The sequence below is a fragment of the Terriglobus sp. RCC_193 genome (genome assembly GCF_041355105.1).
In the GTDB taxonomy this organism is placed as follows: domain Bacteria; phylum Acidobacteriota; class Terriglobia; order Terriglobales; family Acidobacteriaceae; genus Terriglobus.
Map to the genome: position 1 here is coordinate 230,891 of NZ_JBFUPK010000002.1, position 22,919 is coordinate 253,809.

General features: G+C 58.8%; 20 protein-coding genes. 10 read left to right on the forward strand and 10 right to left on the reverse strand.

Annotated features, from left to right (window positions below; genetic code table 11):
• Window positions 1-6: 6 nt before the first annotated feature.
• From AB6729_RS09690 to AB6729_RS09705, 4 genes are read right to left on the reverse strand one after another with little or no spacing between them, the layout of a single operon-like run.
• A complete protein-coding gene (locus tag AB6729_RS09690; RefSeq protein WP_371081407.1) occupies window positions 7-2,181 on the reverse strand; it encodes a peptidase MA family metallohydrolase in 2,175 nt (724 codons plus the stop codon).
• A complete protein-coding gene (locus AB6729_RS09695) occupies window positions 2,178-3,101 on the reverse strand; it encodes a hypothetical protein (protein ID WP_371081408.1) in 924 nt (307 codons plus the stop codon). Before AB6729_RS09695 ends, AB6729_RS09690 begins: the two co-directional genes overlap by 4 nt.
• Window positions 3,098-5,392 carry a glutamine amidotransferase gene (locus tag AB6729_RS09700; RefSeq protein WP_371081409.1) on the reverse strand — a complete coding sequence of 765 codons (2,295 nt, stop codon included), beginning with the start codon at window positions 5,390-5,392 and terminating at the stop codon, window positions 3,098-3,100. Before AB6729_RS09700 ends, AB6729_RS09695 begins: the two co-directional genes overlap by 4 nt.
• 15 nt (window positions 5,393-5,407) lie before the next feature.
• Complete coding sequence (locus AB6729_RS09705; protein WP_371081410.1) at window positions 5,408-6,211, reverse strand: DUF4159 domain-containing protein; 804 nt, start codon at window positions 6,209-6,211, stop codon at window positions 5,408-5,410.
• A 204-nt stretch (window positions 6,212-6,415) separates the two neighbouring features.
• Here AB6729_RS09705 and AB6729_RS09710 point away from each other — a divergent pair, with 204 nt between their 5' ends.
• Complete coding sequence (locus AB6729_RS09710) at window positions 6,416-7,834, forward strand: multicopper oxidase family protein (RefSeq protein WP_371081411.1); 1,419 nt, start codon at window positions 6,416-6,418, stop codon at window positions 7,832-7,834.
• A gap of 190 nt (window positions 7,835-8,024) precedes the next feature.
• On the forward strand, window positions 8,025-9,623 hold the full coding sequence (gene rmuC, locus AB6729_RS09715) for a DNA recombination protein RmuC (RefSeq protein ID WP_371081412.1): 1,599 nt from the start codon (window positions 8,025-8,027) through the stop codon (window positions 9,621-9,623).
• On the opposite strand, the gene AB6729_RS09720 is transcribed toward rmuC, so the two are convergent.
• Window positions 9,620-10,921: a diguanylate cyclase domain-containing protein gene (locus tag AB6729_RS09720; protein WP_371081413.1), complete on the reverse strand. Its 1,302-nt coding sequence runs from the start codon at window positions 10,919-10,921 to the stop codon at window positions 9,620-9,622. The genes rmuC and AB6729_RS09720 overlap by 4 nt on opposite strands.
• A gap of 322 nt (window positions 10,922-11,243) precedes the next feature.
• Here AB6729_RS09720 and AB6729_RS09725 point away from each other — a divergent pair, with 322 nt between their 5' ends.
• Together AB6729_RS09725 and fabF are read left to right on the forward strand one after the other, a co-directional pair.
• Window positions 11,244-11,486, forward strand: a complete 243-nt coding sequence (locus tag AB6729_RS09725) for an acyl carrier protein (RefSeq protein WP_047490765.1) — start codon at window positions 11,244-11,246, stop codon at window positions 11,484-11,486.
• Between the two features lie 2 nt (window positions 11,487-11,488).
• On the forward strand, window positions 11,489-12,754 hold the full coding sequence (gene fabF / locus AB6729_RS09730; RefSeq protein WP_371081414.1) for a beta-ketoacyl-ACP synthase II: 1,266 nt from the start codon (window positions 11,489-11,491) through the stop codon (window positions 12,752-12,754).
• Window positions 12,755-12,931: 177 nt separating this feature from the next.
• On the opposite strand, the gene AB6729_RS09735 is transcribed toward fabF, so the two are convergent.
• Together AB6729_RS09735 and AB6729_RS09740 are read right to left on the reverse strand one after the other, a co-directional pair.
• A complete protein-coding gene (locus AB6729_RS09735) occupies window positions 12,932-14,026 on the reverse strand; it encodes a hypothetical protein (protein WP_371081415.1) in 1,095 nt (364 codons plus the stop codon).
• Between the two features lie 353 nt (window positions 14,027-14,379).
• On the reverse strand, window positions 14,380-15,579 hold the full coding sequence (locus tag AB6729_RS09740; protein WP_371081416.1) for a hypothetical protein: 1,200 nt from the start codon (window positions 15,577-15,579) through the stop codon (window positions 14,380-14,382).
• A 256-nt stretch (window positions 15,580-15,835) separates the two neighbouring features.
• Here AB6729_RS09740 and AB6729_RS09745 point away from each other — a divergent pair, with 256 nt between their 5' ends.
• Both AB6729_RS09745 and AB6729_RS09750 read left to right on the forward strand, forming a co-directional pair.
• On the forward strand, window positions 15,836-16,285 hold the full coding sequence (locus AB6729_RS09745) for a DUF2251 domain-containing protein (protein ID WP_371081417.1): 450 nt from the start codon (window positions 15,836-15,838) through the stop codon (window positions 16,283-16,285).
• A 159-nt stretch (window positions 16,286-16,444) separates the two neighbouring features.
• Entirely contained in the window at window positions 16,445-17,215 is a 771-nt protein-coding gene (locus AB6729_RS09750; protein ID WP_371081418.1) for a TIGR03435 family protein, read from the forward strand.
• 301 nt (window positions 17,216-17,516) lie between these two features.
• Here AB6729_RS09750 and AB6729_RS09755 read toward each other — a convergent pair whose 3' ends face one another.
• A complete protein-coding gene (locus tag AB6729_RS09755) occupies window positions 17,517-19,235 on the reverse strand; it encodes a DUF885 family protein (protein WP_371081419.1) in 1,719 nt (572 codons plus the stop codon).
• 409 nt (window positions 19,236-19,644) lie between these two features.
• On the opposite strand from AB6729_RS09755, the gene AB6729_RS09760 reads away from it, so the two are divergent.
• The 4 genes from AB6729_RS09760 to AB6729_RS09775 all read left to right on the forward strand — a co-directional run bounded on the left by AB6729_RS09760 (window position 19,645) and on the right by AB6729_RS09775 (window position 22,135).
• Window positions 19,645-20,898 (forward strand): glycoside hydrolase family 28 protein, encoded by a 1,254-nt coding sequence (locus tag AB6729_RS09760; protein WP_371081420.1) that lies wholly within the window; start codon window positions 19,645-19,647, stop codon window positions 20,896-20,898.
• 168 nt (window positions 20,899-21,066) lie between these two features.
• Window positions 21,067-21,357, forward strand: a complete 291-nt coding sequence (locus AB6729_RS09765) for a hypothetical protein (RefSeq protein ID WP_371082611.1) — start codon at window positions 21,067-21,069, stop codon at window positions 21,355-21,357.
• Window positions 21,275-21,730, forward strand: a complete 456-nt coding sequence (locus AB6729_RS09770; RefSeq protein WP_371081421.1) for a TSUP family transporter — start codon at window positions 21,275-21,277, stop codon at window positions 21,728-21,730. The genes AB6729_RS09765 and AB6729_RS09770 overlap by 83 nt, the downstream gene beginning before the upstream one ends.
• Window positions 21,731-21,889: 159 nt before the next feature.
• Window positions 21,890-22,135, forward strand: coding sequence for a hypothetical protein (locus AB6729_RS09775; protein WP_371081422.1), 246 nt, complete (start codon window positions 21,890-21,892; stop codon window positions 22,133-22,135).
• A gap of 95 nt (window positions 22,136-22,230) precedes the next feature.
• Here the strand turns inward: AB6729_RS09775 and AB6729_RS09780 are convergent, their stop codons facing one another.
• Together AB6729_RS09780 and AB6729_RS09785 are read right to left on the reverse strand one after the other, a co-directional pair.
• Complete coding sequence (locus tag AB6729_RS09780; protein WP_371081423.1) at window positions 22,231-22,623, reverse strand: type II toxin-antitoxin system death-on-curing family toxin; 393 nt, start codon at window positions 22,621-22,623, stop codon at window positions 22,231-22,233.
• Complete coding sequence (locus tag AB6729_RS09785) at window positions 22,620-22,862, reverse strand: hypothetical protein (RefSeq protein ID WP_371081424.1); 243 nt, start codon at window positions 22,860-22,862, stop codon at window positions 22,620-22,622. Before AB6729_RS09785 ends, AB6729_RS09780 begins: the two co-directional genes overlap by 4 nt.
• Between the last annotated feature and the right edge of the window lie 57 nt (window positions 22,863-22,919).

Below are 22,919 nucleotides of genomic sequence, written 5' to 3' on the forward strand. Positions count from 1 at the left end.
TTCCTTTCACTTCGTTTGTTGCAATTCAAGTAAGAGCTTCTGCGCAGGACGAAAATTCGGAGCTGCCTCAAGCGCCAGCAACACCGTCTCCTGCGCCTTATCGCGTTGTCCCGCTGCCATGTATGCAGATGCCAGGTCATACTGCGCGCCCGCCATATCCAGCGGATGCGTTGCCACTGCCGCCGCATATTCACGCACTGCGCCGTCATACTGCTTCGCGGCAATTAACAGCGAGCCAAGATGCTTATGCAGCTCCGTGTCCCGCACGGGATAGACATAAAGGATGTGCGTCAACGTTGCGATAGCAGCAGGCGCGTCTCCGGCCTTCTCCTGCAATGCTGCAAGCCTTTTCAACAATTGCGGCTGCTGTCCACCCGCATGCATGTAGGCGTTCAACGCCTTCACTTCTTCCGCAGCATTGCCCTTCACATGCTGCGCATCCGCAAGCAACTCATACGCATTCGCATCGCCCGTGTACTCGGGATACAGAGCAATCACCGCAGGCGTATTCGCAATCACATCGTCATACTGCTTCGCTTCAGCAGCAGCCACCAGCGCTTTCAGCTTCGCGCGCCACGCATCAAAGCCCTGTGCTTCCTTGCCGTACTGCTTATCGATCGAAGCAAGGAACTGGGTATCAAATTCCTCCGGCGAAAGATGCAGTACCGACTGCAACGCCTGCTTCGTATCCTGCCCCGCTGCATACGCGCGCACCATCTCCAGCAGCTTCGCCTCACCTGCCGTGTTGCTGATGTAATCGCAAATGGCACCGGCCTGAAAGTAACTCACCAGCACCTGCCCCGGATACTCCTGGTGTACAAATCCGCGGTCCAACTTCTCCACTGGCATCAACTTCTTATCGCGGATGGCCAGCAGAATATCCGGTGTCACACGGTCTCTCCACTCCGCCGAGCGCTGCCCTTCCTCATGCACCGCAAGCCCTTCCGTAAACCATCGTGGCACGCGTTGATTCGTCGCCGTAATGATGTACGCATGACTCATCTCGTGCCACAGCGTCGCGCCCCAATTGAACTCGCCCGGCTTGCGTCCTGACGGCGAATCCATCGCGATCACCTGCCCGAACGTCACGCCCAGCGCACCCAGCCCCGGCATGCCCATAGTGCGCACAGCAAAGTCTTCATGGTTGGGATACATCTCCACCTGCACTGGGCCATGCAGTTCCATCGCATACTTCTTCGAGTACGTCGCAAGAATGGTATGCAGTTCAGCCTGCACATAGGGCGCCAGCAGATCGCTCTCCTTCGGATCAAGGATAAGAACTGTGTCCGCATCCTTCACCGTCTTAAACTTCGCCAGCGAATCCAGCAACCGCAGACTGTTCACTGTTGCTGGATCGCGGTAGCCATTGTTATAGGCAAGCTCCAATTCTTTTTGCGGTTCATCCGCGCGTCCCAACCGCATCTCCTCGATACCCAACGCTGAATGCGCTGCCCATAACTCCGGCTGCTTTTCTGTTGCCTTGCGGTAACATTCGGCCGCATCGTTAAACCGGTAATGCAGCTCCAGGTGATGCGCCATCTGCATGTACGCCGCACCATCCTGCGGATTCACCGCAGCAATCTTCGCCGTCCATACATCTGCAGAACGATCTGCGATCAACTCCAGCGCGCCATGTGTCGCCATAGCGCTGGTCGCTTCCGCATCCAGTGCGAGTGCGGCATCCGCTTCCTTTACTGCCAATTCGCGATTGTCGTTATCCAACGCAATCTTCGCTGCAAGCTCATGCGCCGCAGCCAGCTTCGGATCATGCTCCAGCGCCTTTGCAATCGAGGCATTGGGATTGCCGCTGTAATCCTCCGCCTCCACAATGGCCAGCCCCAGATACGCCTGTGCATTATTCGGATCTTCCTGCAATGCCTCGCGAAACAGGTCCGCCGCCTCGGCATTGTTGAAACGCTCATGCAGCAACATGCCCCAGCGCACCTTGTAGATCGCAGGACTATTCGCAGCCGTCGTAGCATCGCGGAAATTCTCATTCGCGCTTTGCCAATCCTCTAACCCCCAGGCACCTTCCGCACGTTCGTACGTACTGCCGCTCTGCGTCAACTGCGTAAAACAGGCGCGCGCGGACTGGCCATGATGCACCAGTTTCCAGCAGTCCGCAGGAGTCACGGCGTGCGCAGATGAAGCAAACATCACGAAGGCGAGAAGGGATTTCATTGATCCAACTCCCCCTGCACCCGCGCCAGTTCCAGCAACGCTGCCGTCAACTGTTTCTTGTAGTCGGCGGCATCCATCGCGGCCTTGTTGTACTTCAGCACATCAATCTTCTGTTCCAGCTCTTCCTTCTTTGCCAGCAGCGACTGCTTCCCAGGATCAGCCGCTGCCTTCTGCGCCGCACCATAACGCAGCAGCGTAAAACTGGCCATCAACTGCCCTTGACCATTCCCTGCATCGCGCACTGCATCCCCGCGGCCGGTGTCGTTGAACACTGCATGTTCTGTTGCCAGCCGCTTCTGCGACTCATAAAACGCAGCCGTCTTACGCGACGCATATGTGTAAGCCTCTGCCGCCGTCAGCGATTCATTCTTGTCCACATCCGCGGAAGTATCCTGCAACGCCTCGACAAAGTAGCGCGCGAAGACGGTTGCGTTCTTCTCCGTGCCGGACTTCGTCGCAGCAATCACAATGCGTCCGCTGCGTTCCAATGCCGCCACAGCGCCGCCGCTCGAACTCGTCGTGTCCACCACCAGTTGGCGTTTCGCCGCAATGCGATCGCACATCGCAGCAATCTCTGTCGCGGTCAGATCCGGACCAACCAGATTGAACTTGTATTCCGTTCCATCAAACGATCCGTGACCAATCAACACCAGCACAAAGTCATCGGTCGCCGTGGCCTGCTGCGCTACGTTCGACAATGCCGTACGTAACTGTGCCGCGGTAGCCTGCGCTCCGGTCAGAGTGACAACATGCGCCGCTGCCACACTACGAAAAACCTTGTCCAGGTCCTTGGCATTCGCGTTGAAGCGCTGCTCATAATCCGGCTCACCTCCCAACCCCGCAACGGTGACATAGTACGTCGCAGCCGCGGCATGCATCGTGAAGACGAAGCTCGCAAGGGACAACAGAAGTCGCTTCATACGACACCCCATTTCCGTCGCATCAGCCATTCTGCCAATGGCAGCGCCAGCAGCAGCACAAACACAATCGGCATGTTCCAAAGCTCTTTGATGGAACGAACGGAGATACCTGCCTCGGAATACGAGATATCCTGCGGCAGATTTTTTAGGTTGTTCCCGGCCCAGGCACTGCCGCCCGTATCGCGTGCAAGCTGCTCCAGCAGCTTCGGATTTGCCTCCGTGTGAAATGCCTCTGCCACACCGTCCTCGCGCTGAAACGTGGCGGTATCGCGACCAAGCTCATCCTTCTCAGAGGTAGCCGTAACCTCTGCAAGATACGGCCCCGCTTTCTCCGCTGTATAACTCGCGGTGTACAACCCCGGAGTCTCTTGTGATGGCTTCATCTCCAGCGCCGCATCCACGCCAGCAGGCCCGGTCACATGCGCCATCACATGCGCATCGCGCGCCGGTTGAAACTGCTTGTCATACACATTCGCCGTAATGTCGATGTGTCCCGTATCCGACAGCGTGCGCGCCGATGTGTTCACGCTCACAGCGCCCGGTGTATCCGCCACCAGCCAGCGCAGCAACTGCTGAAAGAACAAATTGTGCGAAGGATCACCCAACGCCTCACTCATCTGCCATCGCCATGTGCCGCCGCTCGCCAGGATTGCGGTGCGCCCATTGCCATAGTTCTGCGTAATAAGAAACGGCATACGCTTGCCGCCGCTGCTCATCTCCGCAAGCACCGTCGCACCCGGTTTCGCGCTGCCGGGATCTTCGAAGTCCGCAAGATACGTTAGTTTTCTCCAACGCTCCGCATTCTTCTGCGGGTCTTCCAGCAACCGTGTCATAGGCGATGCCACCCCAGCGTCCGTCAGATTCACCACGGCCGCATTGCGTTTGAAGTGATTCGTCCCTCCAGGAAGAAACGTGGGCATCAATTCATTGAGTGATGACGCAGTCCATCCACCATCACTCAATGACTGCCTTCCCCCAAGAAACAGGACGCCGCCGCCGCGCCGATCCACATACTCGCGTATCAACTCCTGTTGTGCCGGCGTGAAGTAATCCGCCGCAACGGAGCCAATGATGATGCCGCTATACGCAAACAAGTCTTCAGCCTTCGTGGGGAATCCGTCGGCAAGTTCATCCGGCCCGCTGATGCCCTGCCGGTAAATTTTGTTCTCGCTGGTGCGCAGCATGGACACAATCTGCACGGAGGGATCATCTTCCTCTGCGCGACGCAGAAAACGGAACTGCCATCGCGGTTCGCCTTCCACATACAGGATGCGGCGCTTCGCATCACGCACCAGCACAGGCCGCGTCAACGCATTGTTCTTCGCGTTGCTCTCATCTGCGAACGGCTCCACAGAAAACACCAGCGTCCGCGCGTCCGCATCGCCAGCAGAGAAGAACAGCGGCTCTGTCTGCATCACACCATCGCGTTGCAACGTGACGCTTTTCGCCGCAAGCGTTCGATCACCGTCACGAATCGTCAACGTCGCCTGCCGATTCGCATAGCCATGCTGCACGAACGTCAGCGACGCAGTGGTGCGCGCATTCACCACTGTGTTTGGCGCTACGCTAACGTCTTCCATTTCGAGATCACGCAACGGCTTGTCTGAACCAAACACAACGGTATGCACCGGCAGTCGGCGATTCCGCAACGCCTGCATTGCTGCCAATGAAATACCGCTGCCGCCAAGCCCCGCAGCGTTCTCGCTGCCGTCCGTGAGCAGAACAACAGCGCCCACAGGCAGGTCCGCAGTCTCCGTAGCAAGCTGTTGCAACCCATCGCCCAGGTGCGTTGCACTTCCCGTGGCTGCAACACCATGCAGCGAATCGATTTTCGTCAGCTTGCTGTCCAGTGTGTATAGCCGCGTGTGAAATCGCTTGTTTAAACCATCCAGAACGCCGCCATGCAACGCATTCAGCGCAGCATCCACGCGCGGTTTACCATTCACATCCGCTGTCGCCATGGAACGCGAATCATCCACCACCACCGCAATGATGTTCTGCTGCGAACTCAGTTCCGCAACCGACAGCGCAGGCTGCCACAGCAGCAGCAGAATCAGCGCCACCAGCGCTGACTGCAACGCCCACACACTCCACGCGCGTCGATGCGTCATTGCCGGTGTTTCTTTCCGGTACGGCTTGATCTGCCGCAAACGATACCGAATCAAAACTCCAAGCCCCACCAGCGCAAGCACCACAAGCAACGGCAGCAGCCACACAGGCCACCGCGACAGGAACACAAGATGCCCCTTCGCAAACACCGTACTCGGATACTTGAAGAGCAGCGGAAACATGTTCAGGAAAGCGCCTCAGTGCGTCATGCCATACAGGATGTAGTCCAGCCCCACACGAAACGCCATGGAGGCAAACGGTTCCGGGTAGTAAGGATCATCGGCCCACTCCCACGCGTCGCCCAGGTGCATGTTGTGACAGATCGCCACCATGATGCGGCCATCCTTATCGCGGATGGCGCGCCACTTCGGCTGATAGCCATCCTTCTCATAGGTGCGATGCGTGCGGATGTAATGCTCGCCGGGAATCTGCATCTTGTCGTCCACGTCATACAGCGTGTGAAATATCTCATCGTTCGATTGCAGATCTTCCACCGGGCTGTCTGGCAACACCTGTCTCATGCCGCGCATGAAGTTGTCCCAGTCTTCCGTGCCATGGAAGTCATCCACCATCAGGAAACCGCCCTTCAACAGATAGTCGTGCAGCCGCTTCGCTTCAGCATCCGTAAAGGTCCACGTCTGCACCTGCACCGCATAAATCCATGGATAGTTGAAGATGTCATCGGAATCCAGGTTCACCACCTGCTCATAAGGCCGCCCATCAATGCGCGTAAGCCGATGCATGGCAATCAGGAACTGCCGATCGGCCTTGGGATAATCGCGCGCCCAGGAAGAGCGTCCGAAGTACCCACCGCCATATCCGCCATAGCTTGCAAGAGAAGACGCAAACGCCAGCCGCGACCAGTAAAACTCTGACTTCACATTGGAAGGCGAATCGTCACTGCCAAAGCCGAAATTGCCCACGCGCTGCCACGCACGAACACCAACAGCACACACGATTCCGCACAGGGCGGCGAGCAATGCAATGCGCGAAAGCTTCATCGGGAGGCGTCCTCCAAACAGAAAGCGGTATGCGTGCGTGTGCGGCTGAGACTATCAGATATCGCCTGCGTCTTACCGATACAGACGAACGACAACGCGCAGTTGTTGCAGTGTTATCGAAACAGTTGCAGCGCCTATCTGGCGCATGAGACGATGCACCCACCCGGCACGTGAGCGGCATTTCCAAAGAAATGTGAGGAAGCCTTGGACCGGCGACACCTTCTGAAGATGGGATCTCTCGCCGCGCTCGGCCACCTTGCCCAGCCGTGCGTCCCCCTCTTTGCGCAACAGCAACAAACCAAAGCCGACTTTGAACTCCGTATCGCTCCCGTGCAGGTTGACCTGGATCAGCAGCGCTCGCTCTCCACCATTGGCTATAACGGCTCGGCCCCCGGCCCGCTATTGCGCATGAAGGCAGGCAAGCCCGTCACCGTGGATATCTTCAACGACACCGACACCCCAGAACTCGTCCACTGGCACGGCATGACCATACCCGCCGAGGCCGACGGTACCGAAGAAGAGCAATCGCCGTTCGTTCCTCCGCACGGACATCGACGCGTCACCTTCACGCCCGGCCCTTCCGGGCTGCGCTGGTACCACTCGCACGCCATGGCCATGGACGACCTGCACAAAGGCGGCTACACGGGCCAGTTCGGCCTGGTTTACGTGGAAGACGGCAACGATAAAGGCAGTTACGATCAGGAACTCTTCCTGACCCTGCGCGACTGGGAGCCGTTCTTCTCCGGCAGCATGGAAGACGATGACGACGACACGCATGACGCCCCCATGCTGGAACAACCGCCAAAAATCAACAACGATCCCAACGGTCTCGAAGTCGTCTCCGTCACGTACAGCATCAATGACAAAGCGCTAGGCGCAGGTGATCCCATCCGCGTGAAACAGGGGCAGAAGCTGCTCATTCATTTCTGCAACGCCAGTCCCATTGAAAATCGGCGCGTCGCTCTTGCGGGCCACACCATGCGGGTCATCGGCATGGACGGTAATCCCGTTCCCAGGCCCACAGAACGCAGCAGCGTCTTTCTCGGCGCAGGCGAACGCATCGATGTGGAAGTCACCATGAACAACCCCGGCGTCTGGATTCTGGGCGGTACAGAAAAGATGGTGCGCGAAGGCGGCCTCGGCTGCATCGTGGAATACGCCGGACAAAAGAAACAGCCCACGTGGATCGATCCGAAAAAAGAACCGTGGGACTACAGCAACTTCGCGCTGCCGCAATCCACGCAGCCTGCACCGAAGAACATCCTCGACATGCACTTTGAGAAACTGCCGCGCGGCATGGGCAAATTCAACGTGTGGACCATCAACGGCAAACCCTACCCGCACGAAAACGAATACGCGCTGCAACGGGGCGAGCGCTATCGCCTCATCATGCGCAATTGGAGCGACGATGCCCACCCCATGCACCTGCACCGCCATCTTTGGGAGGTCGTCGAAATGAACGGTAAGAAGATGGGCGGATTGATGAAGGACACCGTCGTCGTCCCCTACTACGGTCGCGCCGTCGTTGACTTCACCGCAGACCAGCCCGGCCTTTCGCTCTTTCACTGCCACATCCAGCAGCACATGGACTACGGCTTCAAGGCCCTCTTCCGTACCACATAGACGCAGGCGTATCGTTCCTCCTATGCGGAGAAAGCAACTGGCTGGAAGCTTCTGTACGACAGCACAGGACCACGACTTTCCGGTTCAGTTTCGCAACATCAAGCTGCGCAAAATGCCATAGCCCAACAAGTTTTCCGCAGCAGAAAAATCTGGCCACAGCGTATGCTGAAGGTGAATGGAAAGCGAAAACATGCTGCTGGCCGTCCTGGCGCTTCAACTCATCCTTCTGGTTCTTCTGGTCGTTCTGCTGACGCGTAAATTCGGCGCGAACGCTGGCACCGATCCGCGCCTTGCCGCGTTGCCGGATGCCATAATTCAGCTCACCGCCAAGCTCGACGCAAACGATACTGCGATGCGCAACCATGTCGTCGAACTGCGCCGCGAGCAGGCTGAAAATGCCACGCAGGCACGCCAAGCCGCCGAACAGACCAGCCGCAACCTCCGCGAAGAAGTCAGCAGCTCCATCGCAACGTTATCGAAGGCCATCAACGAAGGCATCTCCGCATCGCGCACGGAAAATGCCACCGCCTTCGGCAGCTTCCGTACCGACAACACCGAAGCCGCGAACAAGCTACGCGAAGCCGTTGCCAGCGAACTTACTCGCATCGCACAGCAGCTCCAAATGAACTTTGCGGAAACGGCGAAGCAGGAACGCGAAGCACGTGTGGCGCTGAATAACTCGCTCACGGAGCTCGCGACAAAGAACACGGCCAACAACGATGCCCTGCGTGAAACGCTGCAGCGCTCGCTTGCGCTCATCGGCGCAGAACAACGCGAGGCGGGCGAAAAGCTCCGTACCACCGTCGAATCCGGTCTCCGCACCCTGAACACAGACAACGCCGCCAAGCTCGACGAGATGCGCGTCATCGTCGACGAAAAGCTGCAATCCACATTGAACGAGCGCCTCACCGCCAGCTTCAGCACCGTCAGCGATCAACTCACCAAAGTCCACTCCGGCCTGGGTGAGATGAAAGAACTCGCCACCGGCGTTAGCGACCTCAAAAAAGTTTTCTCCAACGTGAAGTCGCGCGGCGTCGTCGGTGAATTCCAACTCGGCATGCAGCTTGAACAGATGTTCAGCCGCGCGCAATACCTGGAAAACGTCGCCATCAAAGAGGGTTCCACCGAGCGTGTGGAATACGCCCTTAAAATCCCCGACGGCGACAACAGCCACACCCTGCTGCCCATTGACGCGAAGTTCCCCCGCGAAGATTGGGAACGCCTCGAACACGCCTACGAACACGGCACCAAGGAAGAGCAGGACAAGGCCGGGGCCGACTTCGAGCGCGCCATCCGCCGCGAAGGCAAGCGCATCCGCGACAAGTACATTGACCCGCCCAGAACGCAGCCCTACGCCATCATGTTCCTGCCCACCGAGGCTCTATATGCAGAGGTGATGCGCCGCCCCAGCCTTCAGGCCGAACTGCAAAGCCAGCACCTTGTCACCGTCGCAGGCCCATCCAGCTTCATGGCCATCCTCACCAGTCTGCAGATGGGCTTCCGCACGCTCGCCATCCAGAAAAAGGGCAATGAAGTCTGGAACGTCCTTGGCAACGTCAAGAAAGAGTTCAGCAACTTTGAGCTACTGATGAACAGGGTGGAGCGCAATGTCACCACCGTACAGAACACCCTGAGCGAGATCGGCACGCGCACACGCGTCATCAACAAGAAACTGCACGACGTAAGCGAACTGCCCTCGCTCGAAGAAGCCCCAAAGAGTGGCCTGCTCTCGTTTGAAACCGCCAGCGTTGCGCCAACCCTTCTCGCTGCCGAAGAAGACGAATCCTAAACCGATTGCAACTGCGCCACACGTTCTGACGATCCGCGGTTGCGCCGCAGAGAATCACGCAGCGACTTCTGTTGATACATGCGCTGGTCCGCCAGGCGCATCAGCGCACCCTGCTCTTCAGCATCCAGCGGGAACATCGCCACTCCAATACTTGCCGAAACTCTCACCGTGCGATCCGCATAGCGCGGCCCCAGGTTTACCGGCTCTTCCACAGCCTCCAGCAGAAGCCTGCGGATGTGCTGGTTCTCCATCTCATCCGCACCAGCCACAACGACAGAAAACTCGTCGCCACCCTGCCGCGCCACCAAACCGAGCGGCTTCGCCGTCGTGGCCAGGCTCATGGCGACGGCCTTCAGCAGAATGTCGCCAGCATCATGCCCCAGCGTGTCATTCACCTGCTTGAACCCATTCAGGTCCAGCGTGAATACGCTTACGCTGTAGTGCTCCAGTCCCGCACGTACCAGCAGCGAATGCAGCCGATCATCGAAGTGCCTGCGATTCGGCAGCCCGGTCAGTTCATCATGCCGCGCCAGCCACTCGCTGCTGGACAACTGGTCCTCCAGCATCACCACCAGCAGCCCCACCGTAATGATGAACTTCTGCATATCCCACACTTCGCGGGCAAAATCATTCCACTGCGGGTGCTTCTGCGAGATCCAGGGATGCAGGGCGAAACAGAGTGCCCACATGGCAAACCCGCCGATCACAGCCACGCTTCCGCGGCTGCTCCTGGGCAGCGATTGGTAAAAAGCAATGGCGCACAACAGGTAGACCAGCGCCAAGCTGACATAAACGGCGTTCCGGTACTGCGCCTCAAACACGAAATAGGCGATCGAGCCCCACAGGATGGTAAGCACGGCAAAATGAAGCCAGCTTCTCATGCGCAGGCAGGAGATCATCTTCACCCCCGCGCCGATGACGATGCATCCCCAATAGACAGCCGGCTTCCTTCCGTCTACCCCGTAGTAGGCCAGCATCACCAGCAGAGGAAGAGAGTTCGTACAGACCACCAGCATCCGGCGCGGGACCCCGCGCAGCGATGGCACCGCTGAAAACACGAACAGTATCCCCGCCAGCAGGTACGCGTCCAGTGCGATGGCGTGTGCCGCACGATGTACCGGCAATGGCGCGTCACGCAGCATGTAAATGATGTGGGCAGCGCATTCCGCCAGGATCAGCATCAGTCCGCCAATCCACAAACGCAGACCCTCACGGTCGCGATGCCGCTGGCGCACCGCCAACAGCACCCCCACCAGCAGCGACATCGCGAAAAAATCCGGCAGCAAGAGGTAATTCATTCCATCTCTTTTGGCTTTTCTTCGTTCATCCACCAACGGCGAATCAGGAAATTCGCCCTCGAATGCCTCGAAAAACCACTTGCAGGTTACTTTAGATGCCGTAAGATGACGCTTTGTGAAAATGTATTTACAGTACCCGCGCGGCAAAAAGCCGTCGGGAAAATGGCTCCTCTCTGGTAACGCGGCTCCGCGCTCTGTACACTGGTTAGCGGTTCAGCATGCCGAAAAGGGCATCCGGAGGTCCGGCACATTTGGTGTCCGGATTCCGCATCCAAAGGGTTTGCAACAATCATTTTTAATAGGTTCTGTTTAGGAGAAAGCAATGGCATCGGTTGACGAGAAGGTGAAAAGCATCATCGTGGAGCAGCTCCAGGTGGACGAGGCCGAGGTGACCCCCGGCGCCAGCTTCCAGGAAGACCTGGGCGCGGACTCGCTCGACGTGGTGGAGCTCGTGATGCAGTTTGAAGAAGCCTTCGACATTCAGATCCCTGACGAAGACGCTGAGAAGATCAAGACCGTCAAGGACGCAACAGACTACATCGAAGCGCACGCAAAGGCGAAGTAATCGTGGCACAAGCAACAATTCCCGCGCGGCGAGTCGTCGTAACGGGCATCGGACTGATCTGCGGCATCGGCAACACGGCTCCGGCTGTGTGGGAATCGCTGATGGCTGGCAAAAGCGGCATGGCAGGGATCACGGCCTTCGACCTCGAAGGCCATTCCGTGCTGTTTGCCGCGGAAGTCAAAGACTTTGACCCGCATGTGTTTGTGGATAAGAAAGAGGCCCGCAAGATGGGCCGCTTCATCCACTTCGCAATGGCTGCGGCTGCTGAAGCCATGGCCCACGCCGGCCTGCAGGTCACACCGGAAAATGCAGAGATGGTTGGAGTTCATATCGGCTCCGGCATCGGCGGGTTCGACATCATTGAGCGCGAGCACACCAACCTGATGAACGGTGGCCCCCGCAAGGTGTCGCCCTTCTTCATCCCGGCGTCCATCGTGAACCTCGCCGCAGGCCACGTCTCCATCAAGTACGGAGCGAAGGGCCCTAACGAGGCCACGGCGACCGCCTGCACCACCTCGGCGCACGCCATCGGCAACGCCTACCGCACCATCCAGCGCGGCGATGCCGATGCCATGATCGCGGGCGGATCAGAAGCTGCCATCACGCCCCTGGGCGTTAGCGGCTTCGCGAACATGAAGGCGCTCTCCACCCGCAACGACGCCCCGGAAAAGGCCTCCCGCCCCTGGGATAAGGATCGCGACGGCTTCGTCATTGGCGAAGGCGCGGGCATCCTCATTCTGGAAGAGTTGGAGTTCGCCAAGGCACGCGGCGCAAAGATCCTGGGTGAAGTCGTCGGCTACGGCATGAGCTCCGACGCATTCCACATGACCGGCATGGCCCCCGAAGGCGAGGGCTGCGCACGCGCCATGCGGAACGCGCTGAAGTCCGCGGACCTGCAACCGGAACAGATCGACTACGTGAACGCCCACGCCACCTCCACGCCGCTCGGCGACGCAATGGAGAGCAAGGGCATGGAGACGATCTTCGGCGAACACGCCCTGAGCCACAAACTGCTTGTCAGTTCCACCAAGTCCATGACCGGCCACCTCCTTGGCGGCGCAGGCGGATTGGAAGCAGGCATCACGCTCATGGCGCTGCAGAAGGGCATCGCTCCACCGACCATCAACCTGGACGAAGTGGACCCCGAATGCCGCCTGAACTACGTGCCCAACAAGCCCGTGGAAAAAGAGATGACCTACGCCCTCTCCAACTCCTTCGGCTTCGGCGGCACCAACGGTTCACTCATCTTCAAGCGCTGGACGGAATAGGTACTTCGTACCGTTCTCGACGCCCTTCGGCGTGAAGCAAACACGAGAAAGCCCGGTGCAAGCCGGGCTTCTTTATTTGTCTTTTACGATGACTGCAACGTCGCTGTCGACAAGCCGCTCATCGTTACGCATCTGGGCTGGGCTACCTAGTGACTAGGCAACCACCTGATTTTCCGCCTATCTAGTCTTCTGCCGGACGGCAGACCATTGGCCATCAGCACGGCCTTCCACCTTCATGCGGCCTGCAGCCTTATCGTCGTCGATCCATCCGGCCAGCGTAGCCACGGCAGGAACCGGCGTGGACTTTGGATCTTCCTGCCAGCCTCCCATGAAGCGAAGTTCGACATAACCGTCGCGCCAGGTCCCGGTGACTGCCAGTTCTTTTCCAAACGCTCCGCTCCATGTGCCAGTGATCTTCGTGCCGTCGCGATGCAGGTTCATCACGCCTTCGAAGCGCCCGTAGTCGCTCGCGAACACGGCGTTCCATATCCCGTCAGCTTCGCCACCGTTTTTAATCGGGAGCGGATTCGAGGGAGAGATGTGGAGATTCGAGAAGTAGGACTCCTCGCCGGGATAGCCCCAAAGCGCAACACCGCCCTGTAGCGCCTCGCCTTTGAGTCCATTGACGACAAGGCTGGGAGAATTCGACCGGTTCAGGAATAACTGTGCGGTCCGTCCATGGATTTCAACCTTCACATGTGTCCATGTTTCAGGTTTGAGGTCGGCCCAGGATTCGTAAACCCACGGCCACTGGCGACGAAGCGGATACCAGTCGTAGTCGGGCTTGGCCACATACTGCACAGAGTGATTGCGCATCGCCTGGTCGTCGGATTGGGCGTTCCTGGGACGGAAATAAAACATGTCATATTGCGAGCCATCCCGGCGTGTACGGAAGGCGAGGCCAGTGAAACCTGGCATGCGAACGCCGGGAGGCGTGGTGATCTTCACTGCAATATCGACCTCGATTGTGCCGTCCTGGATGGAAGAGCCATTCACGTAGGCGAAGATGTCGCTGTTGGCCTGTGTCGTAAGGCGAACGGCTTTTCGACCCAGATATTCAACAGGTTCTGCTTTGCCACCGATAACAGAAAGGGAGGCGGTGTCAGCTAGTGCAAAATTCTGCTGGGCAGGTGGAGCAACACCAGAGGGATTCTGGGAACAGCAGGGACGCGCTGCGAACAGAAGAAACAAAAGAGAAAGAGTGAGAGCGAACCTGCTCTCAAGCTGACCGGAGAAAACAGAACCAAAGAACACCATACGATGAGTTTTCATTTCGCCTCGGAATCGAAAGCAATTAAAACCTAAACGGATGCAGGCACAGTGCCATTGGAACGTAAAGATAAGTCACAGATTAGAAAAACTTTGTCGGATCCAGAATATGGCGGGAACACGTGCCGATGTGCGATCACGCACAAAACTGTTCAGAATGGAACAGAGACGAAGTGGCTTTAAAATCAAGATCAGGCTTTTCGTTCGAGCCGCGATCACTGGCCGCCAGCGACCGTGGGTTGCGGCCAGCTTGGCTCAACTCTCGCCTTCAGCCAATGCACTCATTGACCGGGCCTGTGCGCGTTGGGATCATCATTAATCCCGAGAACCCCGTTAACGTCGCAGCGCAATTCCAGCTACACCTTCACCAGAAACATCCACGTCCCGCAGCAAATCCCCTGCGACACCAGCGCCGTCAGCATCGTAGCCAGGAACAGCTTTCGCTGCGGCGTCTCGCTCGCGTCTGCAAACACACCCGCAGCAAACGTCAGCAGAAACGGATACGCCCACAGCGCCGGCACCGTCGTTACCTGCGTGGTCACCAGCGGCAACATCGCCAACGCCACCAGCAGCGGCACCACGTTGCCGAAGTAGCGCGACCGCCGCATCAGCACAAACAGCACCACTGCAATCGCCAGGATGCCCGTTACGGCCACCTGCATGGGGTCACGCAGCAGCTCCAGCGCCGGATGGTAGTCCAGCGTGAACCGCGCCGCACCCGCGGTGAACACATACAAAAACAGGCTCACGTGAAACACGTACGACGCCAGCACCATCAGCATGGCGCCGAACGATGACACCAGCAGCAACGGAAACACCAGCGTCCTGCGTCGCTCCGCAATCCACAGCATGAACACGGCGGAAGCGATCACGCCAACCAAAGCCGCCAGAATATGCGAGCACGCCGTAAGCCCCAGCGCAACGGTGAACAGCACAATGCGCGGACGCCACTTCCGCAGCGGCCCGTACATGGCATGGGCAATGCCGATGGCCGTATACACCACGGCAAACAAGCCCCACGCAGCGAGAATTTCGTTATTCGGCGTCGTCGCGTAGCGCAGCACCACAGGCGACAGGCAATACAAGCCCAGCGCAAATGCTCCGGGGATATTCCCAAACAGTCTGCGGCTCACCCACCACAGCCCTGCTCCCAGCAGCACTGCCGCCAGCGCAAACGGCACACGCAGCAGGAACCGTGTCCCTACAATCTGGTGCCGCAGATCATAGATCGAGCCACCCGTGGGCTCCTGAGTATCAGCGCCATGCCGCTTGGCATCTACCCAGTCAGCAACCTGCAGGGCCTTCACGTAGACCGTCAGCGGCAGTCCGGCGGCGCGATACGCCAGCGTTCCATCGCCCTGCATATTCCCGCAGGTGGTGAAATACCCGGCAGTGGGCACCGGCTTCTCCCACATCTCGCGTCCGCACAGGGCGTACCGATAGTCGCGGTCGCTAAGCTCCGTCCGCCCGATCAGGTAGAGACATTCCGCAAAAAAGAACAGAAGGATCAGCGCCGCAACCCGTTGCGGCCTGCCGAAGTGGAAATGAAAATTCATGGTCGATACGCATCTTCGAGTGTTGCAGCTTGAGCGCAAGTCAGCAAGTCAGTAAGTCTCCGCGGCCATTCCTTTTACCACCACCGAACCCGTCATTCTGACCCTGAGCTTGTCGAAGGGGAAGAATCCCGCCCCCCTCACAAGATGCCCATACCTCATCCAGTTCGCGCACGAATCCAACCACCGCCGCTGTTCCCTGTTCCCTGTTCCCTGTTCCCTGTTCCCTGTTCCCTAAAATCCTCGTACCCTGAAAGACATGGATTCCCTCACCTTCCGCGTAGGCTCCGGCCGTCTCGTCAGCTATTCCCCCACCCGCGAACTCCCCTGGCGCGTGGTCTTTGAGGATGAGGGCGTCGCCGCCTACAGCTATGCCTGCGACGGTCGTCTGGCCACCGTGGAAGACGCCTTCGACGTCACCGTCCTCGACTCCATGCTGGTTTACAACGTCGCCGCCATGCGCCGCGAACCCGAAGGCGACCGCGAACGCCTGCTCACCGTGGAATGGAGCCGCGACGGCCAGCAGGCCGCCCTCCGTCTCGACGGTGTCCCGCAGGTGCTCATCGACTTCGAGCGCCGCGAAAGCTTCTGCCGCAGTGACTTCCCCAACTTCATGGACGACGGCAGCCACCGCTGGCGCACCACCACCCACGCCTGGGACGACGCCGCCATGACCCGTTTTGAAGAGGCCGCCCTCGCCACGCAGTAAGCTGTATCGCGCCATACACGGGGCTTGGGCCTTCCGGTCATCGAAAGCGCACTGCCTCCGCAGCTATGCTGTCTTTCTCAGCCATCACAGAGATTTCTGAAAGCCCAAACGCCCCAGCAGGCGTCCCTCTCTGTAGAAGCGGCCGGAGATGGAGGCATCATGATCAGGGCTGTGGCATTGGGTATCGTCATGGCGGCAGGCGTCGCCGCGGCACAATCCCCCGCGACCAGCTTTGAGGTCGCCACCATTAAGCCGGTGGATCCAGGCCCCAAGGCGGGCCGGTTCCTCCGCATGGAAAACGACCACCGCTTCGTTGCCACCAACTTCACACTGAAGCTGCTCATCGCCGCAGCCTATGATCTGAACCCGCGCACCATCTCCGGTGGCCCCGGCTGGGTCGACGCCGACAAGTTCACCATTGAAGCTCTTACCCCCGGCGATAAGCGTCCTGACCATGACCAGCAGATGCTCATGCTGCGCACGCTGCTGCACGACCGCTTCCATCTCGCCTTCCACCGCGTGTCAAAGGTCTTCTCCATCTATGAGATCACCGTGGCCAAAGGCGGCATCCAGTTCGACACCACCGGCGCTCCCAATCGCGACCCCATGGTCACCAGCGTCGTCTACCCCGACCATCTCGAAATGCCTGCACGCAACGCAAGCATGGACGACCTGGCACGCGTGATGCAGCGCGCCATCCTCGATCGTCCCGTCGTCAACAAGACCGGCCTCACCGGCCATTACGATTTCGCTCTGGATTGGGCGCCCGATGAAACCCAGTTCGGCGGCGCCATCCCCACTCCACAGGATTCCAAGAGCCCGCCGCTCCTCGTCGCCATGCGCGAACAACTCGGCCTGGAAATGAAAGCCACCCGCGGCCCCATCGACACACTCGTCATCGACAAGGCCGACAAACCGGAATCAGACTGAATGGAAACTGGAAGACACAGGTCCAAAATGGGAACCGGGTGCCCCAGGTTCGCGAAGCTAACCTGGGTATCGCGGCTACGGCGCGATCCTACGGTCGAAGACCGTCATTCTGAGCAAAGCGAAGAATCCCGACGAACTTCACTGCTCCAATACCGTCCGTCCCTTTCAGCCAGGGAAGCCAAAACCAGCTTCGCGACGCGAAGCTCCAACGCACGAAGTGCGTCTGCTTTCGGGAAGGGCAGGGCTTCAGCCCTGCCGTGAAAACCGCAACAACAAGGGGCTTTAGCCCCTGAGGGGATCCCTACTGCACAAAGCTAGCCGGAACCGGCGGCACATCGCTCACATCCCCCAGCAACTCCCACCGCTGCAGGCTGAACGGCACACTGCCATTGCTCCACACATAGTCCTGATACTTCTGCAACGAGAACGCCGCACCCTGCTTCAACTTCGCAGCCGCCAGCCCCTTCATGATGTCGCTCTTGCCAATCTGGTAGGTGATCGCCTGTCCCGGCGTCGTCGAAAACATCGCCGCTTCACTCCGTGCCGTTCCCTCATCCATAGGCACCGTGTTCTTCAGGTAATCCGCCGCCTGCTGTAGCGTGAACTGTCCGGTAGCCAGCTTCACATCCACCTCCACACGCAACGCACGTAAACGGTTCAGCGCATAGATGGCTTCCTTCATCTTTGGCTGTGTCTCATACAGCCCGGCAATCATCATCATCTCTTCCGCGTAGAAGCCAATGCCCTCCTGCGACTCCGAGTCGTAGTACATCCGCCGCACCGGATCAGGATGATGCATGGCCCACGCCATCTGGAAGTAGTGGCCCGGCGTGCCCTCATGGTTCGTTAGCGGACGCACATCGCGCGAGGTAATGTTCGCCCAGAAGCCGCCCAGCCGCGGCGTGCTCTTGTAGCTCGAACCGTCTTCATCCAGGCGGTTCACGCTGGTCAGGTCATCCTCGACACCGAGAAAGCCAAGCGCCCCAATGTATTTCGGCGTCGGCACATAGTAGTAGTGCTTCACACCTGTCGGATCGCCGTTCAGCACACCGTGCTCCGTCATGTACGAGCGCATCGCCGCTTCCTGCTTCTTCTCATCTGCAATCTGCGCACCCAGCGACGGATACACCGGCACATCCGGCACGCCCTTGTTCGCCGCCTGCGCCAGCGCCTCAAAGGTCACGGCACGATCAAACTCCAGCTTGCCCGTCTGCAGAATCTGCTCTGGCGTGTAGCTCATCAACGCAACATTCTTCAGAAACCACACATAACCATCGCGCCCCACCGCTGTCTGTTGCTTCATGCCCGCCACCTGCGGGCGCAGCCATTCGCGATATGCCACCATCGCCTTCACGGCAGCATCTTCGGCCTTGTCGAACTCCGCAAGCTCCTTCGTATCAAAGCCTGCCTCCGCATGAACACCGTCTTTGAAGCGGCCCATGCGATCCTCAATCTTCGCCAGATTCTCCATGCAGATCACGGCATACGGCTGCCGCATATCCGTCAGGTTCGACTTGCCCTCATCCAGCAGACGCGGCAAACTCGCCAGCCGCAGCACCACGTCGTGCTGCATCTGCGGCGTGAACTTCCTGTGCTGCAACAGCAATGTGTACGTGGCAGTCAGCCCCTGATCGACGTAGAAGAACGGGTTCCGCTGCCACACCGGCAGCACATCCAGTTCCCAGTACACGCGCGCAATCGCCGAACCCACCAGCCGATAATCCACCCGCGTACTCACCGGCTGTTGAGTCACATCCAGCGCTCGCCACTCCTTCTCAAACGCTGCAATCTGCTTGCGATACCCCGCCACATCCGCCGCCGACCAGTGCGCCACAAACCCATGCGCGCGGTCGATACGCGGAATGTCGTCATTCGTAAAAGGCTGCTCCGTCGCGCGCCACTCCCAGAACTTCGCGCTCAGACGTTCCACATCTGTCTGTGTGGAGGCGTGCGCAAACACGCAGGAAACAACAGCAAAGGACGCGGCAGCAACGCGGCAAAGCAGCTTGGATGTAGGCATGCACAAACACTACCGCATCCCCGCCCAAGTGGAAAGCCGTTCATCTGCCTAACCAAATTGTGCCAAGCCTCAACATCGAGCGGCCAGCCTGCGAAGCTCGTACGGTCGAAGACCGTCATTCTGAGCGCAGCGAAGAATCCCGACACACTTCACCGCACCACAGCCGCCAAATCCCTTCCAGCCACAAAACCACACCAGCTTCGCTTCGCGAAGCTCGTACGGTCGAAGACCGTCATCCTGAACGAAGCGAAGCGGAGCTGAAGCATGCCCTCGAGCGAAGCGAAGGGGACCTGCATTCCTCTCGAGTGACTACAACGCTTCAAGAAATCTGATCACGAATCTTCCACGCACCCCTCGACAAAATAAAAACGTTTCAGCGACACTGTACTTCCGTCACAGGAGACCCACCATGCGCTGCCTCCCCGCCGTCCTCATCGCCCTTGCCACCACCACCGCCGCAGCACAGACCATCTGCGACGCGCACACCTACGGCGCAAAGGGCGACGGCAAAACCAACGACACCGCCGCCATCCAGAAGGCCATTGACACCTGCGCGCCGAAGCACGGCACCGTCGTCCTGAAGGGCGGCACCTTCGTCTCCGCGCCGCTGACGCTGAGGAGCAACCTGACACTCTCCATCGCCGAAGGCAGCAAGCTCCTCGGCTCGCGCAACCTGGACGACTACCCCATCCGCGAAGATGCCAAATGGCGCCGCGTCGCCCTCCTGCACGCCGACCACGTCAGCAACCTCCGCATCACCGGCGGCGGCATCATCGACGGCAGCGGCGACGTCTTCTGGGAGATGGCCCACACTCACCGCGTCGCAGGCGACACCAGCGGCAGCGGCGGCTTTCCGCGCCCCATGCTGCTCGACATCACAGAGTCGCAGCACCTGACCTTCGATCACATCACGCTGCAAAACTCACCCATGTACAACTTCACCTTCTTCTTCTGCGACGGCATCAAGATCGACCACGCCATCATCCGCAACCCCGCCACCGGCGCGCCCAACACCGACGGCATCGACCCCTTCAGCTCAAAAAACATTGAGATCAGCAACGTCGACATCGACACCGGCGACGACGACATCGCACTCAAGAGCGGACTCGTCGAGCGCGACCCCAAGATCGGCCCCGTCGAACACGTCTACATCCACGACAGCATCTTCCGCCACGGCCACGGCCTCAGCGTGGGCAGCGAACTCGCAGGCGGCATCAGCGACGTGCGCGTGGAAAACGTCACCATGGAACACACTGACGCAGGCGTCCGCATCAAGAGCAATCGCACCCGCGGTAACGACATCCACGACCTGCACTACAAGAACATCACCATGACCGGCGTCGGCCAGCCCATCCAGATCACCGAGTACTACCCCAAGTGGCCCGCCGCAGGCACGGACAAGGCGCAGCCCGTGGACGCACACACCCCGCGCTTCCACGACATCTCGCTCGAAGGCATCACCGCCACAGGTGCAAAGGACGCCATCATCATCGGTATCCCGGAAATGCCCATCCGCAATCTCACCCTGACCAACGTGAAGATTGAAAGCGAAAAGGGCCTCCAGATCCGCAACGCAGATGTGACGATGCACAACGTCACCATCACACCGAAATCAGGCGAGCCCATCACCAAAGAAGAAGGCGCCAATATAACCCTTCGCTGATCGCTTCACGCATAGCCCCGGTATCCTTAAATCAGTGCTTTTCATGGTGCGTGCCAGCATGAAAACGCTGATCTGGAGACTGTTATTCACGCTTCACTTGTATTCGTTCTGGCAATCGTTTTTGTTGCCACGCTTGTCCGGTCGACCTTTGGATTTGGCGAAGCTCTGATCGCAGTGCCCCTGTTGGCGTTTGTGATGCCGCTGCAGGTAGCTGCACCACTGGCGGTACTTCTCTCCATCGCAGCCGCAGCCGTAGTTGTCGTTCAGGATTGGAAACATATTCACCTGAAAAGTGCCGCAGGGTTGCTCGCGGCAACTGTCTTCGGTATTCCCATCGGCCTGCTTCTGCTGACCAATCCTCACCAGCAAATAAATAGTGAAAGCATGTCTCGGCATTCTGATCATGCTGTTCTCGGCCTATTCGTTGTGGACGTCTGGCTCGTTTCATCTCAAGCATGAGAATCGGCCACTGCTTCTGCTGTCAGGATTTCTGGCAGGCATTCTGGGCGGTGCCTACGGCATGAACGGGCCACCATTAGTGGTTTACGGCTCACTCCGCAGATGGTCGCCGCAGCATTTCCGTGCAACCATCCATGCGTATTTCCTGCCCGCCAGCATCCTGGGAATGATCGGCTACTGGAGCGCCGGCCTGTGGACTCGCACTGTCACAAACGAGTTTCTATACTCGCTGCCAGCGATGCTCCCCGCAGTCTTCGCGGGACGTGCGCTCAATCGCCGCTTCTCCGGCGCAGGATTCCTGAAGTATGTCTACATCGGATTGATCCTGATCGGAGCCATCCTGTTCGTGGGAACAATGACTCACCGCATATAACGGCGGCTCACAATCCAACATGGCATCATCCAAAGCATGTTGCAGCTTCCTAAAGGCATATCTTTCGGAGCATGCATGGAATGGCGCACATCCGCATGACCCAATACGGGCGGCACATCCCCGCCCCTCCGCATCTGTTGTGAAGGATGGAGGGGAATTATGACCGCAACAGACCGCCTCAAACATGCAACCGCCATTGCTCTCATCGGCGACGGCATCGTCGGCGCGGTGCATCCCACGCACGATGCACAGTTCTGGAAGAAAGGCCCCGCTGGCTGGCGACGCGGCATGCGCTGGTGCCAGCGCCACCCCAACGCCACCCGCATGTTCGCCATCGCACAGGCAGGCCTGGCGCTCATGTGGATTCTCCACGAAGAGCGTGGTGTCAGAAATCTCTTCGGCTGATTCGCCACAGAAATACGCCGAGCCCATTGCAAGAAAGAAGGCGCGACCAGAAACGGTTCGCGCCTTCTTCCAATCATCTCTATGAGGATGCTCGCTTATCCGGCAGAAGGACGGACCGTGCGCTCCAGCCAGGCCGTCCATTCCTCTTCCGCAATCTCACTCGCCGCCGCACGCAGCGTCATGGTGAGAACTTCCGATTCGGGACAGGCCAACCTGTGCCCGTTCAGCGCAAGAAATGCAACAAGCGATCCCAGTCCCACTCGCTTGTTGCCGTCGATGTAGACATGGTTCTTGATCAGGCCCCAACTCAATGCCGCAGCGAGCACTGCGAGGGAAGCATTCGGATCATAGTGATAACGATTTTCAGCGCGATCCAGCGCGGACCTCAGAAGTCCCTCGTCACGAAGTCCATGGGCACCGCCATACACTTCGATCGAGTCCTTCTGAATCCTGCAGACCGCTTCCACCGATAGGAAGCGAGGAGTCATTTTGCCAGTTCCCGATAGACCTCTGCGTAACGAGGCTCCGTACGTTTGTATGCAGCAAACGCCTCATCCGCAGAAACACGTAGGATCGAATCGGTAGTCGGCACAGGAGTGATCTCCAGCTTCCCCTCGACGATCTCAAGCTCCAGCTCTGCATCCTCACGCAGCGACAATGCTTCCATCTGCTCCTGCGTCAGCAGAATGGCGAGGCGGTCTCCAATGCGTTCCACGCGAAGAGTCATACGAAAATGATACGCCTGCGGCCATCAGGCTCTTAGGCAATTGCATGCATTCTGTCG

Excerpts from the sequence above, each read along its gene's own strand:
- AB6729_RS09690 (WP_371081407.1), bottom strand. The coding sequence starts at position 2,181 with ATGAAATCCCTTCTCGCCTTCGTGATGTTTGCTTCATCTGCGCACGCC.
- AB6729_RS09695 (WP_371081408.1), bottom strand. The coding sequence starts at position 3,101 with ATGAAGCGACTTCTGTTGTCCCTTGCGAGCTTCGTCTTCACGATGCAT.
- AB6729_RS09700 (WP_371081409.1), bottom strand. The coding sequence starts at position 5,392 with ATGTTTCCGCTGCTCTTCAAGTATCCGAGTACGGTGTTTGCGAAGGGG.
- AB6729_RS09705 (WP_371081410.1), bottom strand. The coding sequence starts at position 6,211 with ATGAAGCTTTCGCGCATTGCATTGCTCGCCGCCCTGTGCGGAATCGTG.
- rmuC (WP_371081412.1), top strand. The coding sequence starts at position 8,025 with ATGCTGCTGGCCGTCCTGGCGCTTCAACTCATCCTTCTGGTTCTTCTG.
- AB6729_RS09720 (WP_371081413.1), bottom strand. The coding sequence starts at position 10,921 with ATGAATTACCTCTTGCTGCCGGATTTTTTCGCGATGTCGCTGCTGGTG.
- AB6729_RS09725 (WP_047490765.1), top strand. The coding sequence starts at position 11,244 with ATGGCATCGGTTGACGAGAAGGTGAAAAGCATCATCGTGGAGCAGCTC.
- AB6729_RS09735 (WP_371081415.1), bottom strand. The coding sequence starts at position 14,026 with ATGAAAACTCATCGTATGGTGTTCTTTGGTTCTGTTTTCTCCGGTCAG.
- AB6729_RS09740 (WP_371081416.1), bottom strand. The coding sequence starts at position 15,579 with ATGAATTTTCATTTCCACTTCGGCAGGCCGCAACGGGTTGCGGCGCTG.
- AB6729_RS09745 (WP_371081417.1), top strand. The coding sequence starts at position 15,836 with ATGGATTCCCTCACCTTCCGCGTAGGCTCCGGCCGTCTCGTCAGCTAT.
- AB6729_RS09750 (WP_371081418.1), top strand. The coding sequence starts at position 16,445 with ATGATCAGGGCTGTGGCATTGGGTATCGTCATGGCGGCAGGCGTCGCC.
- AB6729_RS09755 (WP_371081419.1), bottom strand. The coding sequence starts at position 19,235 with ATGCCTACATCCAAGCTGCTTTGCCGCGTTGCTGCCGCGTCCTTTGCT.
- AB6729_RS09760 (WP_371081420.1), top strand. The coding sequence starts at position 19,645 with ATGCGCTGCCTCCCCGCCGTCCTCATCGCCCTTGCCACCACCACCGCC.
- AB6729_RS09775 (WP_371081422.1), top strand. The coding sequence starts at position 21,890 with ATGACCGCAACAGACCGCCTCAAACATGCAACCGCCATTGCTCTCATC.
- AB6729_RS09780 (WP_371081423.1), bottom strand. The coding sequence starts at position 22,623 with ATGACTCCTCGCTTCCTATCGGTGGAAGCGGTCTGCAGGATTCAGAAG.
- AB6729_RS09785 (WP_371081424.1), bottom strand. The coding sequence starts at position 22,862 with ATGACTCTTCGCGTGGAACGCATTGGAGACCGCCTCGCCATTCTGCTG.